Raw genomic sequence first — 17,492 nt, forward strand, 5'->3', positions numbered from 1 at the left:
CCGTTGTATCGCCACCGATTCCTCGATGCCAGCCATCCCGGCTGAGCGGTCCACGCCATGAGCGACTCTCGTTCCCAAGATCCCCAAGACCCGCAAGACGATGGTCCGCAGGAAACCTTCATCTCTCACCTGGTGGAGTTGCGCTCGCGTATCGTCAAGGCCGCGTCAGGCGTGATCCTGGTGTTCGTCAGCCTGGTCTACTGGGCGCCGAACATTTACAACCTGTTTGCCAGGCCGTTGATGGAGTCGCTGCCCAAGGGCGGCAGGATGATCGTCACCGACGTCACCGGCTCCTTTTTTGTGCCGATGAAGGTGACGCTGCTGGTCGCCTTCCTGATAGCGCTGCCCTGGGTGCTCTACCAGATATGGCAGTTCGTCGCGCCCGGCTTGTACCAGCATGAGAAGCGATTGATCGTGCCGCTGGTGAGCAGCAGCTACATCCTGTTTATCTGCGGCGTGGCGTTTGCCTATTTCCTCGTGTTTCCCACGGTGTTCCATTTCATGGCGCACTACAACGCGCCGCTGGGGGCCGAGATGTCGACCGACATCGACAAATACCTCAGCTTCGCCATGACCATGTTCCTGGCCTTTGGCATTACCTTCGAGGTGCCGGTGGTCGTGATCGTGCTAGTGCGTTTCGGTGTGGTCGAACTGGAGAAGCTCAAGCAGATTCGCCCCTATGTGATCGTCGGCGCCTTCGTGATTGCCGCCGTGGTGACGCCGCCCGATGTACTGTCCCAGCTGTTGCTGGCGGTGCCTTTGATTGCGCTCTATGAACTGGGGCTGATCATGGCGCGATTCACCACAAAGCCCGTTGCGACCGACGCTGCAGCCAGCGAAGCCCAGCCAGATTGACGGCCGGGCAGAATGGCGAGAACAAGGCTTGGTGCCGTAACTTTTGCACCAAAATGGTGAAAAACATCGTCCATGCTGTTGCGACATCACAACAAAATGTGTCCGTAACCATGGTTAACGATGAAAAAGCCTTCTAGCGGCCGGGGGCGCTGACCCATAATACGCAACAGACGTGAAGGTAAATGCGTCGCCCAAGCACTTGGGCAAGCCAAGATTTCCCAATCAGTTGACAAGGAAAGTGTCGATATGAAGATGAAACTGTTTGCAGCCGCTGTAGCTGCCCTGGCCGCTGGTGGTGCGTATGCCCAATCGAGCGTGACCCTGTACGGCGTGGTTGACGCTGGTCTGTCGTTCAACAACAAGGCAAATGATGCCGGCGACAAGCTGTACCGCATGACCTCGGGCAACCAATCGGGTTCGCGTTGGGGCCTGCGTGGCGTTGAAGATCTGGGCGGTGGCCTGAAGGGCATTTTCGTCCTGGAAAGCGGCTTCAACACCGACACCGGCGGTCAATCTGACAGCAACCGTCTGTTCAATCGCGGTGCCTATGTTGGCCTGCAGAACCAGTACGGCACCCTGACCCTGGGCCGTCAACAGACCCTGATGTATGACTTCGGTCTGATCTATGATCCGATGGCGATTTCGACCCGCTACTCGATCACCTCGACCGCTGCTGAATTCGCTACGCGCGCCGACAACGCGGCCAAGTACGTTGGCACGTTCGGTGGCCTGACCGTCGCTGGTCTGTACAGCTTCACCAACAACGGCCAAGAAGTTGCTGGTCAGTTCCGCAGCGGCCGCGAATACAGCGTGAGCGCAAGCTACGCAGCAGGCCCGTTCTCGGTCGGCGCTTTCTATGACCAGACGAACAGCACTGGCGTTGGCGCTGCAAACGCGGCTCTGATCCGCCGCGCCAGCGTTGCTGGTACCTACGCCTTCGGCCCGGCCAAGGTGTACGCTGGTTACCGTTATGCTAAGGCTGCCAACGGTGCTGGCCTGACGGGCGCAACCATCAACAACGGTGCGACCCCTCTGCTCAACACGGGCTCGAACGTGTACTGGGCTGGTCTGGGCTATCAGCTGACCCCGGCGTTCTCGCTGACCGGCGCTGTGTACTATCAAGACTTCCGTCAAACCAGCGCAGATCCGTGGCAATTCGTCGCTACGGCTGACTACGCTCTGTCGAAGCGTACCGACCTGTACACCTCGCTGTCGTACGTGAAGAACAAGAACGGCTCGTCGCTGGGCGTGGACGGTTTCAACACCTCCACCACGACCAACGTGCAGCAAGGCGCGAACCAGTTCGGCGCTACCGTTGGTATCCGCCACAAGTTCTAATTTAACGCGGGCGTAAGCTCGCTTTAGATTGGTTTGAATGCAAAATGCCGGCATCCGCAAGGATGCCGGCATTTTGTTTTGTGCCGCAGTATCGAGGCGGCGTGCAATGCGGGATCTCGGATCACACCCGGCGCTGGGTAGTCACCGCGCACTGCCTCGATGTCACCTGAGCGGTGCGCATCGAACCTCCCGTAAATTCCCCCGCATCCCCGCGCACGGCGAGGCCTGGAGTGTTCAGATTCGCCAATGTCACAGCCTTCCCGGCTCGTGGTGTCGCGCCCTCTGGGCGTTCTCCCACATGCCCGGCGACTTCGCAGTCGCAGTGGCAGGACGTCCTTTCCGGGCGTTCGTAGCGCAACGCCAGGTTCGTTCACCCGGCTCGATACGCGTCACCGTCCGGCCCTAAAACAAAAACCCCGCCACAATGGGCGGGGTTGGATGGAGCGGCTTGCGGCGATGGCAGGGTATGATCTGAAAGCTGGACCCGCTGCCGGCTTACTCTTCCTCATCCAGTGGCAGCGCCCGGCGCGGCGGCGGTGGCCGCTTGCCGATCATCACCGTCAGTTCGGTTGGCTTGCCACGACGCACGACCTTCATCTTGGCCTCGGCGCCTGGCTTGAGCTGGGCGATGGCGTTGAGCAGGGCGGTGGTGTCGGTAATGCTCAGTCCATCCACCGAGACCAGCACGTCGCCCGGCTTCACGCCGGCCTTGTCAGCCGGCCCGCCCTGGACCACGGCCGCGATCAGTGCGCCCTCCTTGGCTTCGAGCCCAAAGGACTCCGCGATCTCCGGCGTCATGTCCTGCGGCTCCACGCCGATCCATCCGCGTGTCACTGAGCCGGTGGAGATGATCGACTCCATCACTTGCTTGGCCGTGGACACCGGAATGGCGAAGCCGATACCCAGCGAGCCGCCGGAGCGCGAATAGATAGCCGTGTTGACGCCCAGCAGGTTGCCCTGCGCGTCGACCAGCGCGCCGCCGGAGTTGCCCGGGTTGATCGCTGCGTCGGTCTGGATGAAGTTCTCGAAGGTATTGATGCCCAGGTGGCTGCGGCCCAGCGCCGAGACAATGCCCATGGTGACGGTCTGGCCGACGCCGAAGGGGTTGCCGATGGCCAGCACCACGTCGCCTACCTTGACGTTCTCGATACGCCCCAGCGTGATCGCCGGCAGGTCCTTGAGCGTGATCTTGAGCACGGCCAGGTCGGTTTCTGGGTCCGAGCCCACGACCTTGGCGTTGGCCTTGCGGCCATCGGTCAGGGCGACCTCGATTTCGTCGGCGCCGTCCACCACGTGGTGGTTGGTTAGAATGTAGCCTTCCGCGCTGACGATGACGCCCGAGCCAAGGCTGGAGACCGGCTCCTGGCGCTCCGGCAGGCGATCGCCAAAGAAGAAGCGGAACCAGGGGTCTTCTGCCTGCGGATTGGGCGTTTGCTTATTACCGTTCTTGCTGGTGAAGATGTTGACCACCGCCGGCATCGCCTGTTGGGCCGCCTCGCTGTAGGAGCCCGGCGCGGAGGAGCCGGCCACATTGGGGACGACTTCCTTCAGCGCAACGATGGGCGAACCGGATTGCACGGCCACCCGGCCGCGCTGCAGCCATTCGGGTTTGAGTGTGGCCACAACGAACCACACTGCCAGCACAACGGTGACAGCCTGAGCAAAGAACAGCCAAAAGCGGCGCAACATATTGGATTTTGGGCAGGATATGAAAACAAAAGATCTTGAATTGTACTTGAACGACCTGCTTCAAGTACCTCGATACAAAGACTATTGCCCGAACGGATGGCAAGTGCAAGGCCGCCCCGAGGTAGAGCACATCGCCACCGGCGTAACCGCGAGCCTGGCCCTGGTCGAAGCCGCCATCGAGGCTGGCGCCGATGCCATCCTGGTCCATCACGGCTACTTCTGGAAAAACGAAGATGCCCGCGTGATCGGGCAAAAGCACGCGCGTTTGAAGCGGTTGCTAGGCGCCGACGTGAACCTGCTCGCCTATCACCTGCCGCTCGACGACCATCCCGAGTTCGGCAACAACGCCCAGCTGGGCTTGCAGCTCGGCTTCACCCCAACCGGGCGCTTTGGAGACGGCCAGCTTGGCTGGACCGGCACCTTGCCACAATCCATGCCGCTCGCCGCGCTGGCCGCCCATGTGGGTGGCGTGCTCAACCGCGAGCCGCTTGCCATCGGCGACCCTGGGCAGATGATCCGCACCGTGGGCTGGTGCACCGGCGGCGCCCAGGGCTACTTCGACGCGGCGGTGGCAGCCGGCGTGGATGCCTACCTGAGCGGCGAGGTCTCGGAGCAGACCACCCATCTGGCGCGCGAGAGCGGCGTGGCCTACCTGGCGGCGGGGCATCACGCCACCGAGCGCTATGGCATCCAGTCGCTAGGCGAACACCTGGCGCAGCAATTCGGCCTGCGCCATACCTTTATCGATATTCCCAACCCGGTTTGATTCCGGGCCGTGCCGCGAGGTGGGTGTGGCGGCTGGCCGCGCCCGGCATTGCCTCAGGGCTGGCGTGCCTTCAGGCTGTCGCGGATCTCGCGCAGCAGCACCACGTCCTCGGGCGTGGCGGCCGGTGCTGGCGCCGGTTCGGCGGCACGCATCTTCATGATGGCGCGCACCATCATGAAGATGATGAAAGCCAGAATGATGAAATTGACCAGAATAGTCAGGAAATTCCCATAGGCAAATACGGGAACGCCGGCTTTCTTTAGGGCGTCTAGCGTGTGCGGCACGCCCGCCGGCGGCTCGGATAGCACCACGAAAAGGTTAGAGAAGTCGAGTTTGCCAATAATGCGGCCCACCACCGGCATGATCAGGTCATTCACCACGGAATCGACAATCTTGCCAAACGCGGCGCCGATAATCACACCGACTGCCAGGTCGACCACATTGCCCCGCATTGCGAAGGCCTTGAACTCCGACATCATCCCCATGCTTTTCTCCCAGTGTTGCTTTCGTTGAACGGTCGTCAGGATAAAAGCCTGCCCCATCACCGCCTGTAACGCAAGCGTACAGGCCACATCGCCCTTTTTGTGGCCGATTATCGTACGTCGCGCAATCACCGTGCGCCTTTCAATGCCACATGTGCCTAAGGTACAATTTACGGTTGACGCAAAATCTAATTTGACATCCCCTGGGGTTTGGAATGAGTGACCAGCAAAACGTGAAGAACGTGGATAAGGGTCGCCGCAATTGGTTGATTGCGACGTCAGTCGCTGGCGGCATCGGAGGCGTGGCGGTAGCGGTTCCGTTCGTCAGTACGTTTGCGCCGTCAGAGAAGGCAAAGGCCGCCGGAGCTCCGGTAGAAGCCGACATCAGCGCTCTGAAATCAGGCGAGATGATGACCGTTGAATGGCGTGGCAAACCAGTCTGGATCCTGAAGCGCACCGAGGAAATGCTCGCGTCGCTGAAGAAAACCGATGCCGAAGTCGCCGACCCCAACTCGGACGTTCCCTTCACCATGAAGACGCCCGAGTACTGCAAGAACGAAACCCGTTCCCGCGCAGAACACAAAGATCTGCTGGTCGTGGTGGGCATCTGCTCCCACCTGGGCTGCTCGCCCTCCGGCCCCTTTGGCTCCGGCTCCAATCCCCAGCTCGGCTCCGATCCCGGTTTCCTCTGCCCCTGCCACGGCTCGACGTTCGACCTCGCTGGCCGCGTGTTCAAGAACAAGCCGGCTCCGCAAAACCTTGACGTACCCCCGTACCAGTTCCTGTCCGACACCAAGATCGTGATCGGCAAGGATGAAAAAGGAGACGCTTGACCATGGCGGCCGAAAAACAAGTAAAGACGACCGGCCTGCTTGGCTGGATCGACGCACGCTTCCCCGCAACCCAACTCTGGGAAGATCATCTTTCCAAGTACTACGCACCGAAGAACTTCAACTTCTGGTACTTCTTCGGCTCGCTCGCCCTGCTGGTCCTGGTCATCCAGATCGTCACCGGCATCTTCCTGGTGATGAACTACAAGCCGGACGGCACGCTCAACGCCGCCGGCATTCCCGTGGCTTACGCCAGCGTGGAGTACATCATGCGCGAGGTACCCTGGGGCTGGCTGGTGCGCTACATGCACTCCACCGGCGCCTCGGCCTTCTTCGTGGTGGTGTACCTGCATATGTTCCGTGGCCTGCTGTACGGTTCGTACCGCAAGCCGCGTGAGCTGGTCTGGGTCTTCGGCTGCCTGATCTTCCTGTGCCTGATGGCAGAGGCCTTCATGGGCTACCTGTTGCCCTGGGGCCAGATGTCGTACTGGGGCGCCCAGGTGATCGTGAACCTGTTCTCGGCCATCCCCGTGATTGGCGGCGACCTGTCGCTGTTCATCCGCGGCGACTACGTCGTGAGCGACGCGACCCTGAACCGCTTCTTCTCCTTCCACGTCATCGCCGTGCCGCTGGTGCTGCTGGGCCTGGTGGTCGCGCACATCATCGCGCTGCACGAAGTGGGCTCGAACAACCCGGACGGCGTCGAGATCAAGGCCAAGAAGGACGAGAACGGCGTGCCGCTGGACGGCATCCCCTTCCATCCGTACTACTCGGTGCACGACCTGATGGGCGTGGGCGGCTTCCTGATGATCTTCTCCGCGGTGATCTTCTTCTTCCCGGAGATGGGCGGTTATTTCCTGGAGTCGAACAACTTCGTCCCGGCCGATCCGCTCAAGACCCCGCCGCACATCGCGCCGGTCTGGTACTTCACGCCGTTCTACTCGATGCTGCGTGCCACCACCTCGAACTTCCTGCCGATCCTGTGGGTGTTCTTCGCGGTGCTGCTTGGCCTGGTGTTCCTGCGTAGCAAGGACGCGCGCATCAAGGTTGGCGCGCTTGCCATCGCCGTGATCCTGGCCGTGGGCTTCTACTTCATCGACGCCAAGTTCTGGGGCGTGCTGGTGATGGGCGGCTCGGTCGTGATCCTGTTCTTCCTGCCGTGGCTGGACCACTCGCCGGTGAAATCGATCCGCTATCGCCCGTCCTTCCACAAGAGCATTCTCGTCGTGTTCGTGGTGGTGTTTATCGTGCTGGGCTACCTTGGCGTACAGCCTCCGTCGCCGGTGGGTGAAAAGGTGTCGCAGTTGGGAACCCTGCTGTACTTCGCCTTCTTCCTGACCATGCCGCTGTGGAGCCGAGTCGGCCAGTTCAAGCAAGTGCCGGAACGTGTCACGTTCCACCCGCACTGAGCCCGGACTTACCCCGACAAGAGCACAAGGACAAAAGATGAAAAAGCTGCTTTCGATTCTCGCGCTGGCCGGCGCCTGCTTTGCCGCCGCGCCCGCCATGGCCAACGAAGGGGGCTACCCCCTCGAGCCGGCGCCCGTGCAAACGAGCGATCTTTCCTCGCTGCAGCGCGGCGCCAAGCTGTTCGTCAACTACTGCCTGAACTGCCACGGCGCATCCATGATGCGGTACAACCGCCTCAAGGATATCGGCCTGACCGACGACCAAATCCGCCAGAACCTGCTGTTCTCCGGCGAGAAGGTGGGCGACATGATGACCATCGCCATGCCGCCGAAGGATGCCAAGGCTTTCTTTGGCGCCACGCCGCCGGACCTGTCGGTGATCGCCCGCGCCCGCGGCGACGACTGGCTGTACACCTATCTGCGTACCTTCTACCGTGACGACAACCGCGCCACGGGCTGGAACAACCTGGTGTTCCCGAGCGTCGGCATGCCGCACGTGCTGTGGGAGCTGCAAGGCCAGCGCGCCGCCAAGTTCGTCGAGGTGGAAGAGCACGGCGAGAAGGTGCACAAGTTCGCCGGCTTCGAGCAGATCACCCCGGGCAAGATGAGCACGCTCGAGTACGACCAGGCCACGAGCGACCTGGTTGGCTTCCTGGACTGGATGGCGGAACCCGCGCAGAACCAGCGCAAGCGCCTGGGCGTCTGGGTGCTGATGTTCCTCGGCGTGTTCACCGTCTTCGCCTGGCGCCTGAACGCTTCGTACTGGAAAGACATCAAGTAAAGCGCGATAAAACCCCGGAAGGCCCGCGGGTCTGATGGGGAGAGGGCTGGGGCGGGTGTTGTGCAGAGCAACCCCGCCCCAGCCCTTTTGCTTTATAGGCTGAAGGCGCAATGTCGGATAGATGTGCGTCAAAGCCATCTTTAATGCGTATCGAACGCGCTTAAATGTGCGTCAAGAATCTCTAATTTGCTTTCTCTATATCGGTTCTGCCAGAATACCGATCCAGTCAATCGACCCCGCATCAAAGGAATCCAACCATGATGGTGTTGTATTCGGGCACCACCTGCCCGTTCTCCCAACGTTGCCGCCTCGTCCTGTTCGAAAAGGGCATGGATTTCGAGATCCGTGACGTCGACCTGTTCAACAAGCCGGAAGACATTTCGGTGATGAACCCCTACGGCCAGGTGCCCATCCTGGTCGAGCGCGACCTGATCCTGTACGAGTCGAACATCATCAACGAGTACATCGACGAGCGCTTCCCGCACCCGCAGTTGATGCCGGCTGACCCGGTGCAGCGCGCCCGCGCTCGCCTGTTCCTGTTCAACTTCGAAAAGGAACTCTTCACGCACGTCTACGCCCTCGAAAATGAAAAGGGCAAGGCCGCCGAGAAGAACCACGAGCGCGCCCGCTCCGCCATCCGCGACCGCTTGACCCAGCTCGCGCCGATTTTCGTCAAGAACAAGTACATGCTTGGCGAAGAGTTCTCGATGCTCGACGTTGCCATCGCCCCGCTGCTGTGGCGCCTGGACCACTACGGCATCGAACTGTCGAAGAACGCTGCGCCGCTGCTCAAGTACGCCGAACGCATCTTCAGCCGCCCGGCCTACATCGAAGCGCTCACCCCGTCTGAAAAGGTGATGCGCCGCTAAACCGGCTTTGGTCCGACGCGGCAAGCTCGCGTCGGACCGCCGGACTGCGCCACTGGAAGCACAATGCCTGAAACCTCCACCAAGCCCTACCTGATCCGCGCCATCTACGAGTGGTGCACGGATAACGGCTTCACGCCGTACATCGCCGTCTTCGTCGACGCCAACACCAGCGTGCCGCGCGAGTTCGTCAAGAACAACGAAATCGTGCTCAACGTCAGCTTCGACGCCACCAGCGGCCTGGACATGGGCAACGAGTGGATCGGCTTCAGCGCCCGCTTTGGCGGCATCTCGCGCAAGATCGATGTGCCCATCGAGAATGTGCTCGCCATCTACGCGCGCGAAAACGGCCAGGGCATGGCCTTTCCGGTGGAACGCAGCGTGCCCGAGACCCAGGCAGCAACCGAGCGCGAGAACAACCCGCCACCCAAGCTGTCCTCGGTCGAAAGCGAGCCGCTGGTCACCGCGGAAGCCAACGAAGACCACAACGGCGACGACGAACCCACGCCGCCGCCCGTGTCCCGCATTGGCGCCAAGAAACCTTCGCTGAAGGTCGTGAAGTAAGCACAGGAAGGCATCGTCAATTTGCGCCGCATGCAGTAGAATCGCGGTCTGCACCAAACATGCCGGCTTAGCTCATCAGGTAGAGCAGTTGATTTGTAATCATCAGGTGGCGGGTTCGAGTCCTGCAGCCGGCACCAGAATTTAAGAACGGGCTACGCGAATTGCGTAGCCCGTTTTGTTTTTTGGGCTGGACACCTTTCGCGCTGCCTCGAATGCAACGGTTCCTGCGCTCGTCTTGCGCCCGTCATCCAACCCGAATACCTTACCCCTGTCGCGAAACCCTTCAAGGTCTACCCACGCCAGCCGACAACCTTACAGAGTTCTGGCTTTCCCAGTCTCATCACCCCAAGCTCATCACCCCGACCGCAGCAAACCAAAAGGAACACATCCGTGAATCGGAAACTTGCACGTATGGCATGGGTGGCCTCGTTCGCCTGTCTGTCGGCCTGCGGAGGCGATGGCTCGTCGGCGGAGTCGGATGCTTCCGTCAAGTCCGTGTCGGCGGTGAATGCGTCGGCCGCGACCCTGGCGCCGTCGGCGCAAACGCTGGCGGTCTCGCACTGGATGCCGACGGCAGCCGATACATGGCAATTGCAGCTGACGGGTACGCTCAACACGAGCTACCCGGCGCAGGTTTTCGACATCGACCTGGTGGATACGCCGCAGGCGACCATCAATGCTCTGAAGGCGCAGGGCAAGCGTGTGGTCTGCTATTTCTCGGCGGGTAGCTCGGAGAACTGGCGGCCGGATTTCAAACAGTTTGCCGCGGCGGATATGGGCAAGGCGTTGTCGGGATGGGCGGGCGAGCGTTGGCTCGATACGCGCTCGGCCAACGTGCGCCAGATCATGCAGGCGCGCATGGATCTGGCGAAGTCCAAGGGCTGCGATGGCGTGGACCCGGACAACGTGGATGGCTATACCAATAAGCCGGGCTTTGCGCTGACGGCGGCCACGCAGCTGGACTACAACCGTTTCCTGGCGGCGCAGGCACATGCGCGCGGCCTGGCCGTGGGCTTGAAGAATGATGTGGACCAGGTCTCGCAGCTGGCGACTGACTTCGATTTCGCGGTGAACGAGCAGTGCTTCCAATACAACGAGTGCGCGAGCTACAAGCCGTTCACGGCGCAGGGCAAGGCGGTATTCAACGTGGAGTACGCATCGAAGTACAAGACAGCATCGACGCGCGCCGCGCTGTGCGCTTCGGCCCAGGCAGCGCACCTTCGCACACTGGTGCTCCCGTTGAACCTGGATGACGCGTTCCGCTACGCTTGCGATTGAGCTGAGTGGCCACGACGAATAGACGGCGCTGGCCACAGGCCGGCGCCGGTCCCTCCCGGGCGGGGTTCCGCGCCTTAAGCCTTTCCTCCCCCCTTCCTGGCTTGTCCCTGCTGCGCATCGCCTCTGTCCTACAGCGCGATTCCAGTATGCTGACAGCGGTTGCCGGGCGCGCGTCCTATAGTGGACGCAGTGGGGCGCGGCGACGCCATTATCAAGCGATCAAGCGTGTTACCGCGGAGAGCCGATCATGCCTGTGCAGCGTCTAACTGTCCTGTCACTTTGCCTGCTGATGGCGGCCGGCCTCACGGCATGCGGCGACACCGCAACCTTGCCAGTGTCCGCCGGTACGGGTTTCAACCCGGCCTTGCCGGCGCCAATCAAGACCTTGCTGCCGACGGTGCGCGTTGCGCCTGCCATTGGCTGGGCCGACGGCGCGAAGCCAATGGCAGCGGATGGCCTCGTCGCCGTGGCTTTCGCGGACAAGCTGGACCATCCGCGCTGGCTCTACGTACTGCCCAATGGCGACGTGCTCGTGGCTGAAACCAATGCGCCGGCCAAGGCGGATGACGGCAAGGGCATCCGGGGCTGGGTCATGACGCAGATGATGAAACGCGCGGGCGCCGGCGTGCCAAGCGCCAATCGCGTCACGCTGCTGCGCGACACCAATGGCGATGGCGTCGCGGATGCGCGCTCCGTATTTCTCAAGGACTTGCATTCGCCCTTCGGCATGGTGCTGGTGGGAAATGATCTCTACGTGGCGGATACGGATGCCGTGCTGCGCTTCCCATATCAACCGGGGCAGGCCGAGATCACCGCGCCCGGCGTGAAGGTGGTGGACCTGCCGGCCGGCGCCATCAATCACCACTGGACCAAGAACATCATCGCCAGCAAGGACGGCAGCAAGCTCTATGTCACCGTCGGCTCCAACAGCAACGTTGGCGAGAATGGCCTCGACAAGGAAGAAGGGCGGGCCGCCATCTGGGAGGTCGATCCCAAGACCGGCGCGCACCGTGTGTTTGCCAGCGGCCTGCGCAATCCCAACGGCATGGCCTGGGAGCCCGACAGTGGCGCGCTATGGACTGCGGTGAACGAGCGCGACGAGATCGGCAGCGACCTCGTGCCGGATTACATCACCTCGGTCAAAGACGGCGCCTTCTACGGCTGGCCCTTCAGCTACTACGGCCAGCATGTGGACGCACGCGTGAAGCCGCAACAGCCGGAGATGGTGGCCAAGGCCATTGCGCCCGATTACGCCGTCGGCCCGCATACCGCGTCGCTCGGCCTGGCATCGGCGCAAGGCAACGCGCTGCCTTCCCGCTTCCGCAACGGCATGTTCGTCGGCCAGCACGGCTCGTGGAACCGCAATCCGCGCAGCGGCTACAAGGTGATCTTCGTGCCGTTCGCCAACGGCAAGCCGGCTGGCGAGCCGCTCGACGTGCTGACCGGTTTCCTGACGCAGGACGGCGACGCGCAAGGCCGCCCGGTGGGCGTTGCCATCGACAAGCGCGGGGCGCTGCTGGTTGCCGACGATGTCGGCAATGTGGTTTGGCGGGTGACGGCGGCGAAGTAGTGCCGCCACGCACCGCGCATGTTGCGGCCCAATACCTACTTGCTCACCCCCATCTGCCTGAGCAGGCCCAGGTTGTCCTCCAGATGCCAGTTCTCCACGATCTTGCCGTTTGCCACCCGGTACAGGTCGAAGGCCTGGAAGTCGATCTGCTGGCCCTGGCCCTTGCTGTCGCCGAACTGCCCGGTGAAGTGGCCGCGAAAGCGCAGGTGGACCGCGACCCGGTCGCCGGCGATGACTACGTCTTCCATTTCCGCGCTGAGATCCGGTACCGCGGCGCGGAATCCCCTGGAGGCCTGCAACGGGCCGCGCAGGCCTTGCTCGCGGTCGGGCGGCAGCGTTCGGTCGGTGAAGTCCGGGGCGAGTGCGAGCGTGGCGTAGCGTTCGTCGCCGGTGTGCCAGAAGGTGGCGTAGCGGCGGGCGGCGAGAAGCGCGGCTGCGGCGGATGGCGGGTCCGCGCCCTGGGCCAGGTGCTGCGGGTGGACCAGTTCGTCGCCGGCAGCGGCGGCGCTTTGCGATAGCGGCAACAGGGCGATGCCGAGGGCGGCGACGAATGCGCGTACTGGCGTGAGGCTTGCGTTGTTCATGTCGGCTTGTAACTCGTTCTGTATGTTCGTGGTTTTGCCCTGGCTTATGCCGCCGGCACGCCGCTCGCGCCGAGCGCGAAGCGGGCGATGTCGTCCTTGCGCATGAAGGTCACGCCGGCATGGCCCTGGGCGTAGCGGATAAATGCGTCGAGCGCCCGCACGCGTGCCGGGGAACCTGAGATGCGGTCGTGCGTGCTGATGGACATCATGCGGCGGCGGTGGGCGCCTTCCGCGTAGAGCACATCGAACTCCGCTTTCAGCTCGCCGAGCAGGTCTTCGGCCGTGGTCGATGGCGAGTCGAAGCGCACGATGTCGTTGTTGCGCACGGTGTAGGGCACCACGGCGAACGGCTTGCCGCCTACCTGCAGCACGGATGGCTCGTCGCGGCTGAGGTCGTCGATGTGATAGAGGAAACCGAGCGACTGCAGGATCGGCAGCGTATTGGGCGAGCCGCGCATCCAGAAGGCGTTGAAGCCGAGGGGGCGCGTGCCGGTGGCGCGCTGGATGGTGTCGATGCTCTGCACGTAACTGGCGCGTTCCGCTTCGGCACTCATGCTGTATTGCGGCTCCCAGGTCTGGCCATGGCCCGAGGCTTCGTGCCCGCGCGCGACGATTTCACGCGCCAGTTCCGGATGGCGCTCGACCGCCTGCCCCACCATATGCGAGGTCACCTTGATACCGGTGCGGTCCCACAGGTCCAGCAGACGTGGAATGCCTTCGCGCACGCCGTAGGTGTACCAGGACTGCAGCGGGTAGTCGGGATACTTGGGGTCGAGCGCAGGGAAGGGGCCGCTGGCGCCGCGCTCGGGCTGGGCGCCGGCTTCGAACTGCATCGAGATGGAGATGACGAGTTGCGCGCCATCCGGCCAGAACCGGGTGCGGCCGGTGCGGGCTTGCGGGTGCGCCTGGCTGGGTGGCGTGGTGGCGGCGCCGGCTGTAGCCGCGGCCAGGGGCAGCGCGGCGGTGAGTACAGCTGCGCTGCCCAGGAAGTCGCGGCGCGGATTCCGCGGCGCGCGCGCCGTCGGTCTGATGGGGTGGTTTGTACTCATGTTCGGTTTCCTTGCCTTGCGGCGGTTGCATGAGTACAGACTTTATGATTCAAACAAAGATTGATAAATATCTATTCGGATCTATCAATTTCAAATGCTGTTTGTTAATTGGCGTGCGACGCGAAACGGTGGGCGATGGCATCAGGCGTGTCAGCCAGGTATGAGATACCCGCTGCCGGCGGCGTCCCGGATCACCTTTCCCAGCGTATCCATGAAGGCTGTGGCGGCGGGGCTATCCGGCCGGCCGCGGCGCCGGTGCAGTGCGGCCGTGCGGCGGAAGCCAGGATGCGCGACCGGTGCGTAGGCTAGCCCGGCGAAGCTGCCGCTGCGCCGCGCGCCGGCGATATGCAGTGCCAGCGGGCTGGCGATGGTGTACAGGCGCCCGCCGAGCACGGCGCGCAGCAAGGCTTCCACGCTGGGGCCTTCCAGCCGGGGCCGCAGCACGATGCCGGCGGCCTGCGTGGCCGCGTCGATCTGCCGGCGCATGTCGAAGCGCTCGGGCAGCAGTGCCAGGGGCAGCGTTCCCAGTTGCGCCAGGGTCACGGTTTCCTGCTCGCGCGGCAGCTTGTGTCCGGGTGCGATCAAGGCAAGCGTTTCCGAGAACAGCGGCACCTGTTCGATGCGTTTTGGCGCATCCTTCGCGAACGCCAGGCCAAGGTCGATCTGTCCGTCGAGCAGGGAACGGTCGACCTCGGTGGCGGCAAACTCAAACACCTGGATATCCAGCCCCGGATGCGCATCGACCAGCGCTTGCACGGCCGGCATCACCAGCGCGGAAAGATAGGTATGGGTGGCGCCGATGCGCAGCGTGCCTTCCACCGCGCCGTGCTGGGAGGCCGCAGATACGATGACCCGTTCGAGTTGATCGAGCACGGGTTCGAGCGCGAGCACCAGTTGCCTGCCCGCATCGGTCAGTTCCAGCTTGCGGCCCACGCGCCCGAACAGCGGCACCCCCAGGCTCTGCGCGAAGATGCGCAGGTGCTGTGACAACGCCGGCTGCGTCAGGCCCAGCGAACCGGCCGCGGCGGTCACGCTGCCATGGCGGGCGACGGCCATGAAGCTGCGAACCAGGCGAAGGTCCATGGCTTCGGGCGTGGCCGTTGATCTCATAATTTGCTGTGATGAATTGAAAATCGATTCATCATTTTACAGAGCATGTCGTAACTGCTGGAATGCACGCACAACATGGAAAACACCAGGAGACCCCCATGTCATGCCATTCCAGTGCCAATTGGCGCAACCGCCGGCTGCCCGCCTTTTTATCGCCCGTGCTCGCAGCCGCAGCGCTCTGCCTGGCATTCGCGCCAGCCGCCAGCGCTGCCTATCCGGATCGCCCGATCCGCCTGGTGGTGCCGTATGCGCCCGGCGCCACCACCGACTCGCTCGCCCGCCTGATCGGGAAAGAACTGCAGGTCCGCCTGAAGCAATCCGTGGTGGTGGAGAACCGGCCCGGCGCGGGCGGCACCATCGGCAGCGACTATGTCAGCAAGGCGCCGGCCGATGGCTATACCTTGTTGCTCGGCGCGGTCGGGCCGGTCTCGGTCGGCAAGGCGCTATATCCGGCGCTGCCCTACGACCCGGCGAAGGACCTGGCCGGCGTAGGCCTGATCGGCGCGGTGCCATTCATCCTGGTGGCCGGCACCCGCGGGCAGCGCTTCGATACCGTGCCCGCGCTGGTGCGCGCGTCCGTCGCGGCGCCCGACACCATCGCCTACGGCTCGGCGGGCAACGGCACGCCCCAGCACATCATCGGGGCGATGTTCTCGCAGGCGACCGGTGCGCGCCTGCTGCACTCTCCCTACAAGGGGTCGGGCCCGGCCATCAACGATTTGCTGGGCGGGCAGATTGCACTGATGTTCGACAGCCCCGTGCTGCTGATGCCGCATATCAAGGCCGGCACGGTGGTGCCATTGGCACAGACCGGCGCGCGGCGCTCCGCCTTGCTGCCCGGCGTGCCCACCATGCGCGAGCAGGGCGTACGCGATTTCGATGCGGCGCCGTGGTACGGAATCATGGCGCCGGGCAAGCTGCCGGGCGATATCCTCAACCGGCTCAATCGCGAGCTGAATGCGGTGCTTGCCGACAAGCAGATGCAGGAACGCCTGCTGGCGCTTGGCGTGGAAGCCCGGCCGCTCGATCCTGCCGGCTTCCGCCAGTTCCTGTCGCAGGCGCAAACGAGCTGGACCCGCGCCGTATCCTCCGCCTCGGTGAAACCGGACTGATCATGCCGCACCTGATTACGGAAACCACACGGCAACTCGCCGACAGGATCGATTTCGCGCAGGTGTTCGCCGGCGTGCACCGCGAGCTCGCCGGCCACGGTTACGCGCAACTGGCCGATCTCAAGAGCCGCTTGCTGGTGGCGGAAGTGGCGCTGACAGGTGACGACCCCGAAGCCGGCTTCGTCGTGACGCACCTCGTGATGACCAACGCGCGTCCGGAGCCAGAGCAGGCTGCCATGGCCGCAGTTGTGCTGGCGCATACGGCGGCAGCCGTCAGGCAGGCCGCTTTCGCTGGCAACGTGCAGGTGTGCGTGCTGCATCGCCTGGCGGCACCGGGGACGTATGGGAAGACAGTGGTGGTGAGCCCCGGTGCTGATTGAGGATTGAGAGGAGAGGGGCTTAGCCCTGCGCAGCCTCCAGCTCGCGCCACGCCAAAAACAGGCGCGTATCGAACTCCAGCTGGTGGTACGCCGGCTCCATGTATTCGCACAGGCGGTAGAACGCCTTGTTGTGATCGCTCTCCTTCAGGTGTGCAAGCTCGTGCACCACGATCATGCGCAGGAACTCGGGCGGTGCTTCCTTGAACAGCGACGCCACGCGGATTTCCTTCTTGGCCTTGAGCTTGCCGCCTTGCACGCGCGAGATGGCGGTGTGCAGCCCGAGCGCGCGATGGACCACGTCGATCTTGGCGTCGAACGCGACCTTATGGATTGGCGGCGCGGTGCGCAGGAATTCCTGCTTCAGCTCGGCGGTGAAGTCGTACAGCGCGCGGTCGGTCTGCACGGTGTGCCGCGCGGGATATTTCTTCGCCAGGTGTTCGCCCAGGCGATTGGCGGCCACCATCTGGCGCACCTGGTCGAGCACGCCGTCGGGATACGCGGCGAGGAAGCGCAGCGGATCCTTGACGCCGGGGCGCCAGGTCTCGCTGGTGGGGGCGGGGGTGCTACGGGTGCTCAATGGTGATGGTGGTGATGGTGGGCCCAGCTGCCGTCGACCGAGCTGACGAAGGACTCCACGGCGTCCTTGTCGCCGGTGGCGTGGCGCACCATTTCACCGCACTTGCAAAAGCCCTGGTACGGCGTGATGTGCGAGCAGGCGGACACCTTCTGCAGGAATAGCGTGACGGGCTTGGTGCACTTCTTGCACTTGAAGGTGAGGGTGCGGGCGGGTTTGCTCATGGGATCGGGCTTGGAGGCGGAGTGATTCGAA

The 17,492-nt window shown here is 63.2% G+C and carries 19 protein-coding genes and 1 tRNA gene; 13 read left to right on the plus strand and 7 right to left on the minus strand.

Going from position 1 to position 17,492, the window contains the following annotated elements; all coding sequences use genetic code 11:
• The first annotated feature begins 57 nt into the window (after nucleotides 1-57).
• Nucleotides 58-855 (plus strand): twin-arginine translocase subunit TatC, encoded by a 798-nt coding sequence (gene tatC, locus AC1RQK_RS24630; protein WP_492373468.1) that lies wholly within the window; start codon nucleotides 58-60, stop codon nucleotides 853-855.
• Between the two features lie 246 nt (nucleotides 856-1,101).
• The gene (locus tag AC1RQK_RS24635; protein ID WP_492373469.1) at nucleotides 1,102-2,193 is read left to right on the plus strand and encodes a porin; all 1,092 of its coding nucleotides are present in this window, start codon (nucleotides 1,102-1,104) and stop codon (nucleotides 2,191-2,193) included.
• Nucleotides 2,194-2,688: 495 nt separating this feature from the next.
• On the opposite strand, the gene AC1RQK_RS24640 is transcribed toward AC1RQK_RS24635, so the two are convergent.
• The gene (locus tag AC1RQK_RS24640; RefSeq protein WP_492373470.1) at nucleotides 2,689-3,882 is read right to left on the minus strand and encodes a Do family serine endopeptidase; all 1,194 of its coding nucleotides are present in this window, start codon (nucleotides 3,880-3,882) and stop codon (nucleotides 2,689-2,691) included.
• 19 nt (nucleotides 3,883-3,901) lie between these two features.
• Here AC1RQK_RS24640 and AC1RQK_RS24645 point away from each other — a divergent pair, with 19 nt between their 5' ends.
• Entirely contained in the window at nucleotides 3,902-4,648 is a 747-nt protein-coding gene (locus tag AC1RQK_RS24645) for a Nif3-like dinuclear metal center hexameric protein (RefSeq protein WP_492373471.1), read from the plus strand.
• Nucleotides 4,649-4,701: 53 nt separating this feature from the next.
• On the opposite strand, the gene mscL is transcribed toward AC1RQK_RS24645, so the two are convergent.
• Entirely contained in the window at nucleotides 4,702-5,133 is a 432-nt protein-coding gene (gene mscL, locus AC1RQK_RS24650; protein ID WP_441637936.1) for a large conductance mechanosensitive channel protein MscL, read from the minus strand.
• A gap of 212 nt (nucleotides 5,134-5,345) precedes the next feature.
• Here mscL and petA point away from each other — a divergent pair, with 212 nt between their 5' ends.
• The 8 genes from petA (at nucleotide 5,346) to AC1RQK_RS24690 (ending at nucleotide 12,428) form a co-directional block, all read left to right on the plus strand.
• Nucleotides 5,346-5,963, plus strand: coding sequence for a ubiquinol-cytochrome c reductase iron-sulfur subunit (gene petA, locus AC1RQK_RS24655; protein WP_267604528.1), 618 nt, complete (start codon nucleotides 5,346-5,348; stop codon nucleotides 5,961-5,963).
• Nucleotides 5,964-5,965: 2 nt separating this feature from the next.
• Nucleotides 5,966-7,369, plus strand: a complete 1,404-nt coding sequence (locus AC1RQK_RS24660) for a cytochrome b (RefSeq protein ID WP_441637817.1) — start codon at nucleotides 5,966-5,968, stop codon at nucleotides 7,367-7,369.
• Between the two features lie 37 nt (nucleotides 7,370-7,406).
• Nucleotides 7,407-8,150 (plus strand): cytochrome c1, encoded by a 744-nt coding sequence (locus tag AC1RQK_RS24665; RefSeq protein WP_492373472.1) that lies wholly within the window; start codon nucleotides 7,407-7,409, stop codon nucleotides 8,148-8,150.
• Nucleotides 8,151-8,407: 257 nt separating this feature from the next.
• Complete coding sequence (locus AC1RQK_RS24670) at nucleotides 8,408-9,019, plus strand: glutathione S-transferase N-terminal domain-containing protein (RefSeq protein ID WP_006159674.1); 612 nt, start codon at nucleotides 8,408-8,410, stop codon at nucleotides 9,017-9,019.
• 63 nt (nucleotides 9,020-9,082) lie between these two features.
• Nucleotides 9,083-9,580, plus strand: coding sequence for a ClpXP protease specificity-enhancing factor (locus AC1RQK_RS24675; RefSeq protein WP_150985693.1), 498 nt, complete (start codon nucleotides 9,083-9,085; stop codon nucleotides 9,578-9,580).
• A gap of 61 nt (nucleotides 9,581-9,641) precedes the next feature.
• Nucleotides 9,642-9,717, plus strand: a tRNA-Thr gene (locus AC1RQK_RS24680).
• A 283-nt stretch (nucleotides 9,718-10,000) separates the two neighbouring features.
• Nucleotides 10,001-10,858, plus strand: a complete 858-nt coding sequence (locus tag AC1RQK_RS24685; RefSeq protein WP_492811687.1) for an endo alpha-1,4 polygalactosaminidase — start codon at nucleotides 10,001-10,003, stop codon at nucleotides 10,856-10,858.
• A 247-nt stretch (nucleotides 10,859-11,105) separates the two neighbouring features.
• The gene (locus AC1RQK_RS24690; RefSeq protein ID WP_492373474.1) at nucleotides 11,106-12,428 is read left to right on the plus strand and encodes a PQQ-dependent sugar dehydrogenase; all 1,323 of its coding nucleotides are present in this window, start codon (nucleotides 11,106-11,108) and stop codon (nucleotides 12,426-12,428) included.
• Between the two features lie 35 nt (nucleotides 12,429-12,463).
• On the opposite strand, the gene AC1RQK_RS24695 is transcribed toward AC1RQK_RS24690, so the two are convergent.
• From AC1RQK_RS24695 to AC1RQK_RS24705, 3 genes are all read right to left on the minus strand, one after another.
• Nucleotides 12,464-13,012, minus strand: coding sequence for an ester cyclase (locus tag AC1RQK_RS24695; RefSeq protein WP_492811612.1), 549 nt, complete (start codon nucleotides 13,010-13,012; stop codon nucleotides 12,464-12,466).
• Between the two features lie 44 nt (nucleotides 13,013-13,056).
• Nucleotides 13,057-14,061, minus strand: coding sequence for a polysaccharide deacetylase family protein (locus tag AC1RQK_RS24700; RefSeq protein WP_492373476.1), 1,005 nt, complete (start codon nucleotides 14,059-14,061; stop codon nucleotides 13,057-13,059).
• Between the two features lie 150 nt (nucleotides 14,062-14,211).
• Nucleotides 14,212-15,171 (minus strand): LysR substrate-binding domain-containing protein, encoded by a 960-nt coding sequence (locus AC1RQK_RS24705; protein WP_492811614.1) that lies wholly within the window; start codon nucleotides 15,169-15,171, stop codon nucleotides 14,212-14,214.
• Nucleotides 15,172-15,269: 98 nt separating this feature from the next.
• On the opposite strand from AC1RQK_RS24705, the gene AC1RQK_RS24710 reads away from it, so the two are divergent.
• Together AC1RQK_RS24710 and AC1RQK_RS24715 are read left to right on the plus strand one after the other, a co-directional pair.
• A complete protein-coding gene (locus AC1RQK_RS24710; RefSeq protein ID WP_492373478.1) occupies nucleotides 15,270-16,283 on the plus strand; it encodes a tripartite tricarboxylate transporter substrate binding protein in 1,014 nt (337 codons plus the stop codon).
• Nucleotides 16,284-16,285: 2 nt separating this feature from the next.
• Nucleotides 16,286-16,663: a hypothetical protein gene (locus AC1RQK_RS24715; RefSeq protein ID WP_492373479.1), complete on the plus strand. Its 378-nt coding sequence runs from the start codon at nucleotides 16,286-16,288 to the stop codon at nucleotides 16,661-16,663.
• Nucleotides 16,664-16,682: 19 nt separating this feature from the next.
• On the opposite strand, the gene AC1RQK_RS24720 is transcribed toward AC1RQK_RS24715, so the two are convergent.
• A complete protein-coding gene (locus AC1RQK_RS24720) occupies nucleotides 16,683-17,177 on the minus strand; it encodes a M48 metallopeptidase family protein (protein ID WP_150985760.1) in 495 nt (164 codons plus the stop codon).
• Nucleotides 17,178-17,236: 59 nt separating this feature from the next.
• On the minus strand, nucleotides 17,237-17,461 hold the full coding sequence (locus AC1RQK_RS24725) for a hypothetical protein (RefSeq protein ID WP_043350086.1): 225 nt from the start codon (nucleotides 17,459-17,461) through the stop codon (nucleotides 17,237-17,239).
• Nucleotides 17,462-17,492: the final 31 nt, after the last annotated feature.

It is taken from the genome of Cupriavidus sp. GW822-FHT02D05, from assembly GCF_058802485.1.

What these genes read in the sequence shown, in the direction of transcription:
- tatC (WP_492373468.1), top strand. Translation starts at nt 58, where the DNA reads ATGAGCGACTCTCGTTCCCAAGATCCCCAAGACCCGCAAGACGATGGT.
- AC1RQK_RS24635 (WP_492373469.1), top strand. Translation starts at nt 1,102, where the DNA reads ATGAAGATGAAACTGTTTGCAGCCGCTGTAGCTGCCCTGGCCGCTGGT.
- AC1RQK_RS24640 (WP_492373470.1), bottom strand. Translation starts at nt 3,882, where the DNA reads ATGTTGCGCCGCTTTTGGCTGTTCTTTGCTCAGGCTGTCACCGTTGTG.
- AC1RQK_RS24645 (WP_492373471.1), top strand. Translation starts at nt 3,902, where the DNA reads ATGAAAACAAAAGATCTTGAATTGTACTTGAACGACCTGCTTCAAGTA.
- mscL (WP_441637936.1), bottom strand. Translation starts at nt 5,133, where the DNA reads ATGGGGATGATGTCGGAGTTCAAGGCCTTCGCAATGCGGGGCAATGTG.
- petA (WP_267604528.1), top strand. Translation starts at nt 5,346, where the DNA reads ATGAGTGACCAGCAAAACGTGAAGAACGTGGATAAGGGTCGCCGCAAT.
- AC1RQK_RS24660 (WP_441637817.1), top strand. Translation starts at nt 5,966, where the DNA reads ATGGCGGCCGAAAAACAAGTAAAGACGACCGGCCTGCTTGGCTGGATC.
- AC1RQK_RS24665 (WP_492373472.1), top strand. Translation starts at nt 7,407, where the DNA reads ATGAAAAAGCTGCTTTCGATTCTCGCGCTGGCCGGCGCCTGCTTTGCC.
- AC1RQK_RS24670 (WP_006159674.1), top strand. Translation starts at nt 8,408, where the DNA reads ATGATGGTGTTGTATTCGGGCACCACCTGCCCGTTCTCCCAACGTTGC.
- AC1RQK_RS24675 (WP_150985693.1), top strand. Translation starts at nt 9,083, where the DNA reads ATGCCTGAAACCTCCACCAAGCCCTACCTGATCCGCGCCATCTACGAG.
- AC1RQK_RS24690 (WP_492373474.1), top strand. Translation starts at nt 11,106, where the DNA reads ATGCCTGTGCAGCGTCTAACTGTCCTGTCACTTTGCCTGCTGATGGCG.
- AC1RQK_RS24695 (WP_492811612.1), bottom strand. Translation starts at nt 13,012, where the DNA reads ATGAACAACGCAAGCCTCACGCCAGTACGCGCATTCGTCGCCGCCCTC.
- AC1RQK_RS24700 (WP_492373476.1), bottom strand. Translation starts at nt 14,061, where the DNA reads ATGAGTACAAACCACCCCATCAGACCGACGGCGCGCGCGCCGCGGAAT.
- AC1RQK_RS24705 (WP_492811614.1), bottom strand. Translation starts at nt 15,171, where the DNA reads ATGAGATCAACGGCCACGCCCGAAGCCATGGACCTTCGCCTGGTTCGC.
- AC1RQK_RS24710 (WP_492373478.1), top strand. Translation starts at nt 15,270, where the DNA reads ATGTCATGCCATTCCAGTGCCAATTGGCGCAACCGCCGGCTGCCCGCC.
- AC1RQK_RS24715 (WP_492373479.1), top strand. Translation starts at nt 16,286, where the DNA reads ATGCCGCACCTGATTACGGAAACCACACGGCAACTCGCCGACAGGATC.
- AC1RQK_RS24725 (WP_043350086.1), bottom strand. Translation starts at nt 17,461, where the DNA reads ATGAGCAAACCCGCCCGCACCCTCACCTTCAAGTGCAAGAAGTGCACC.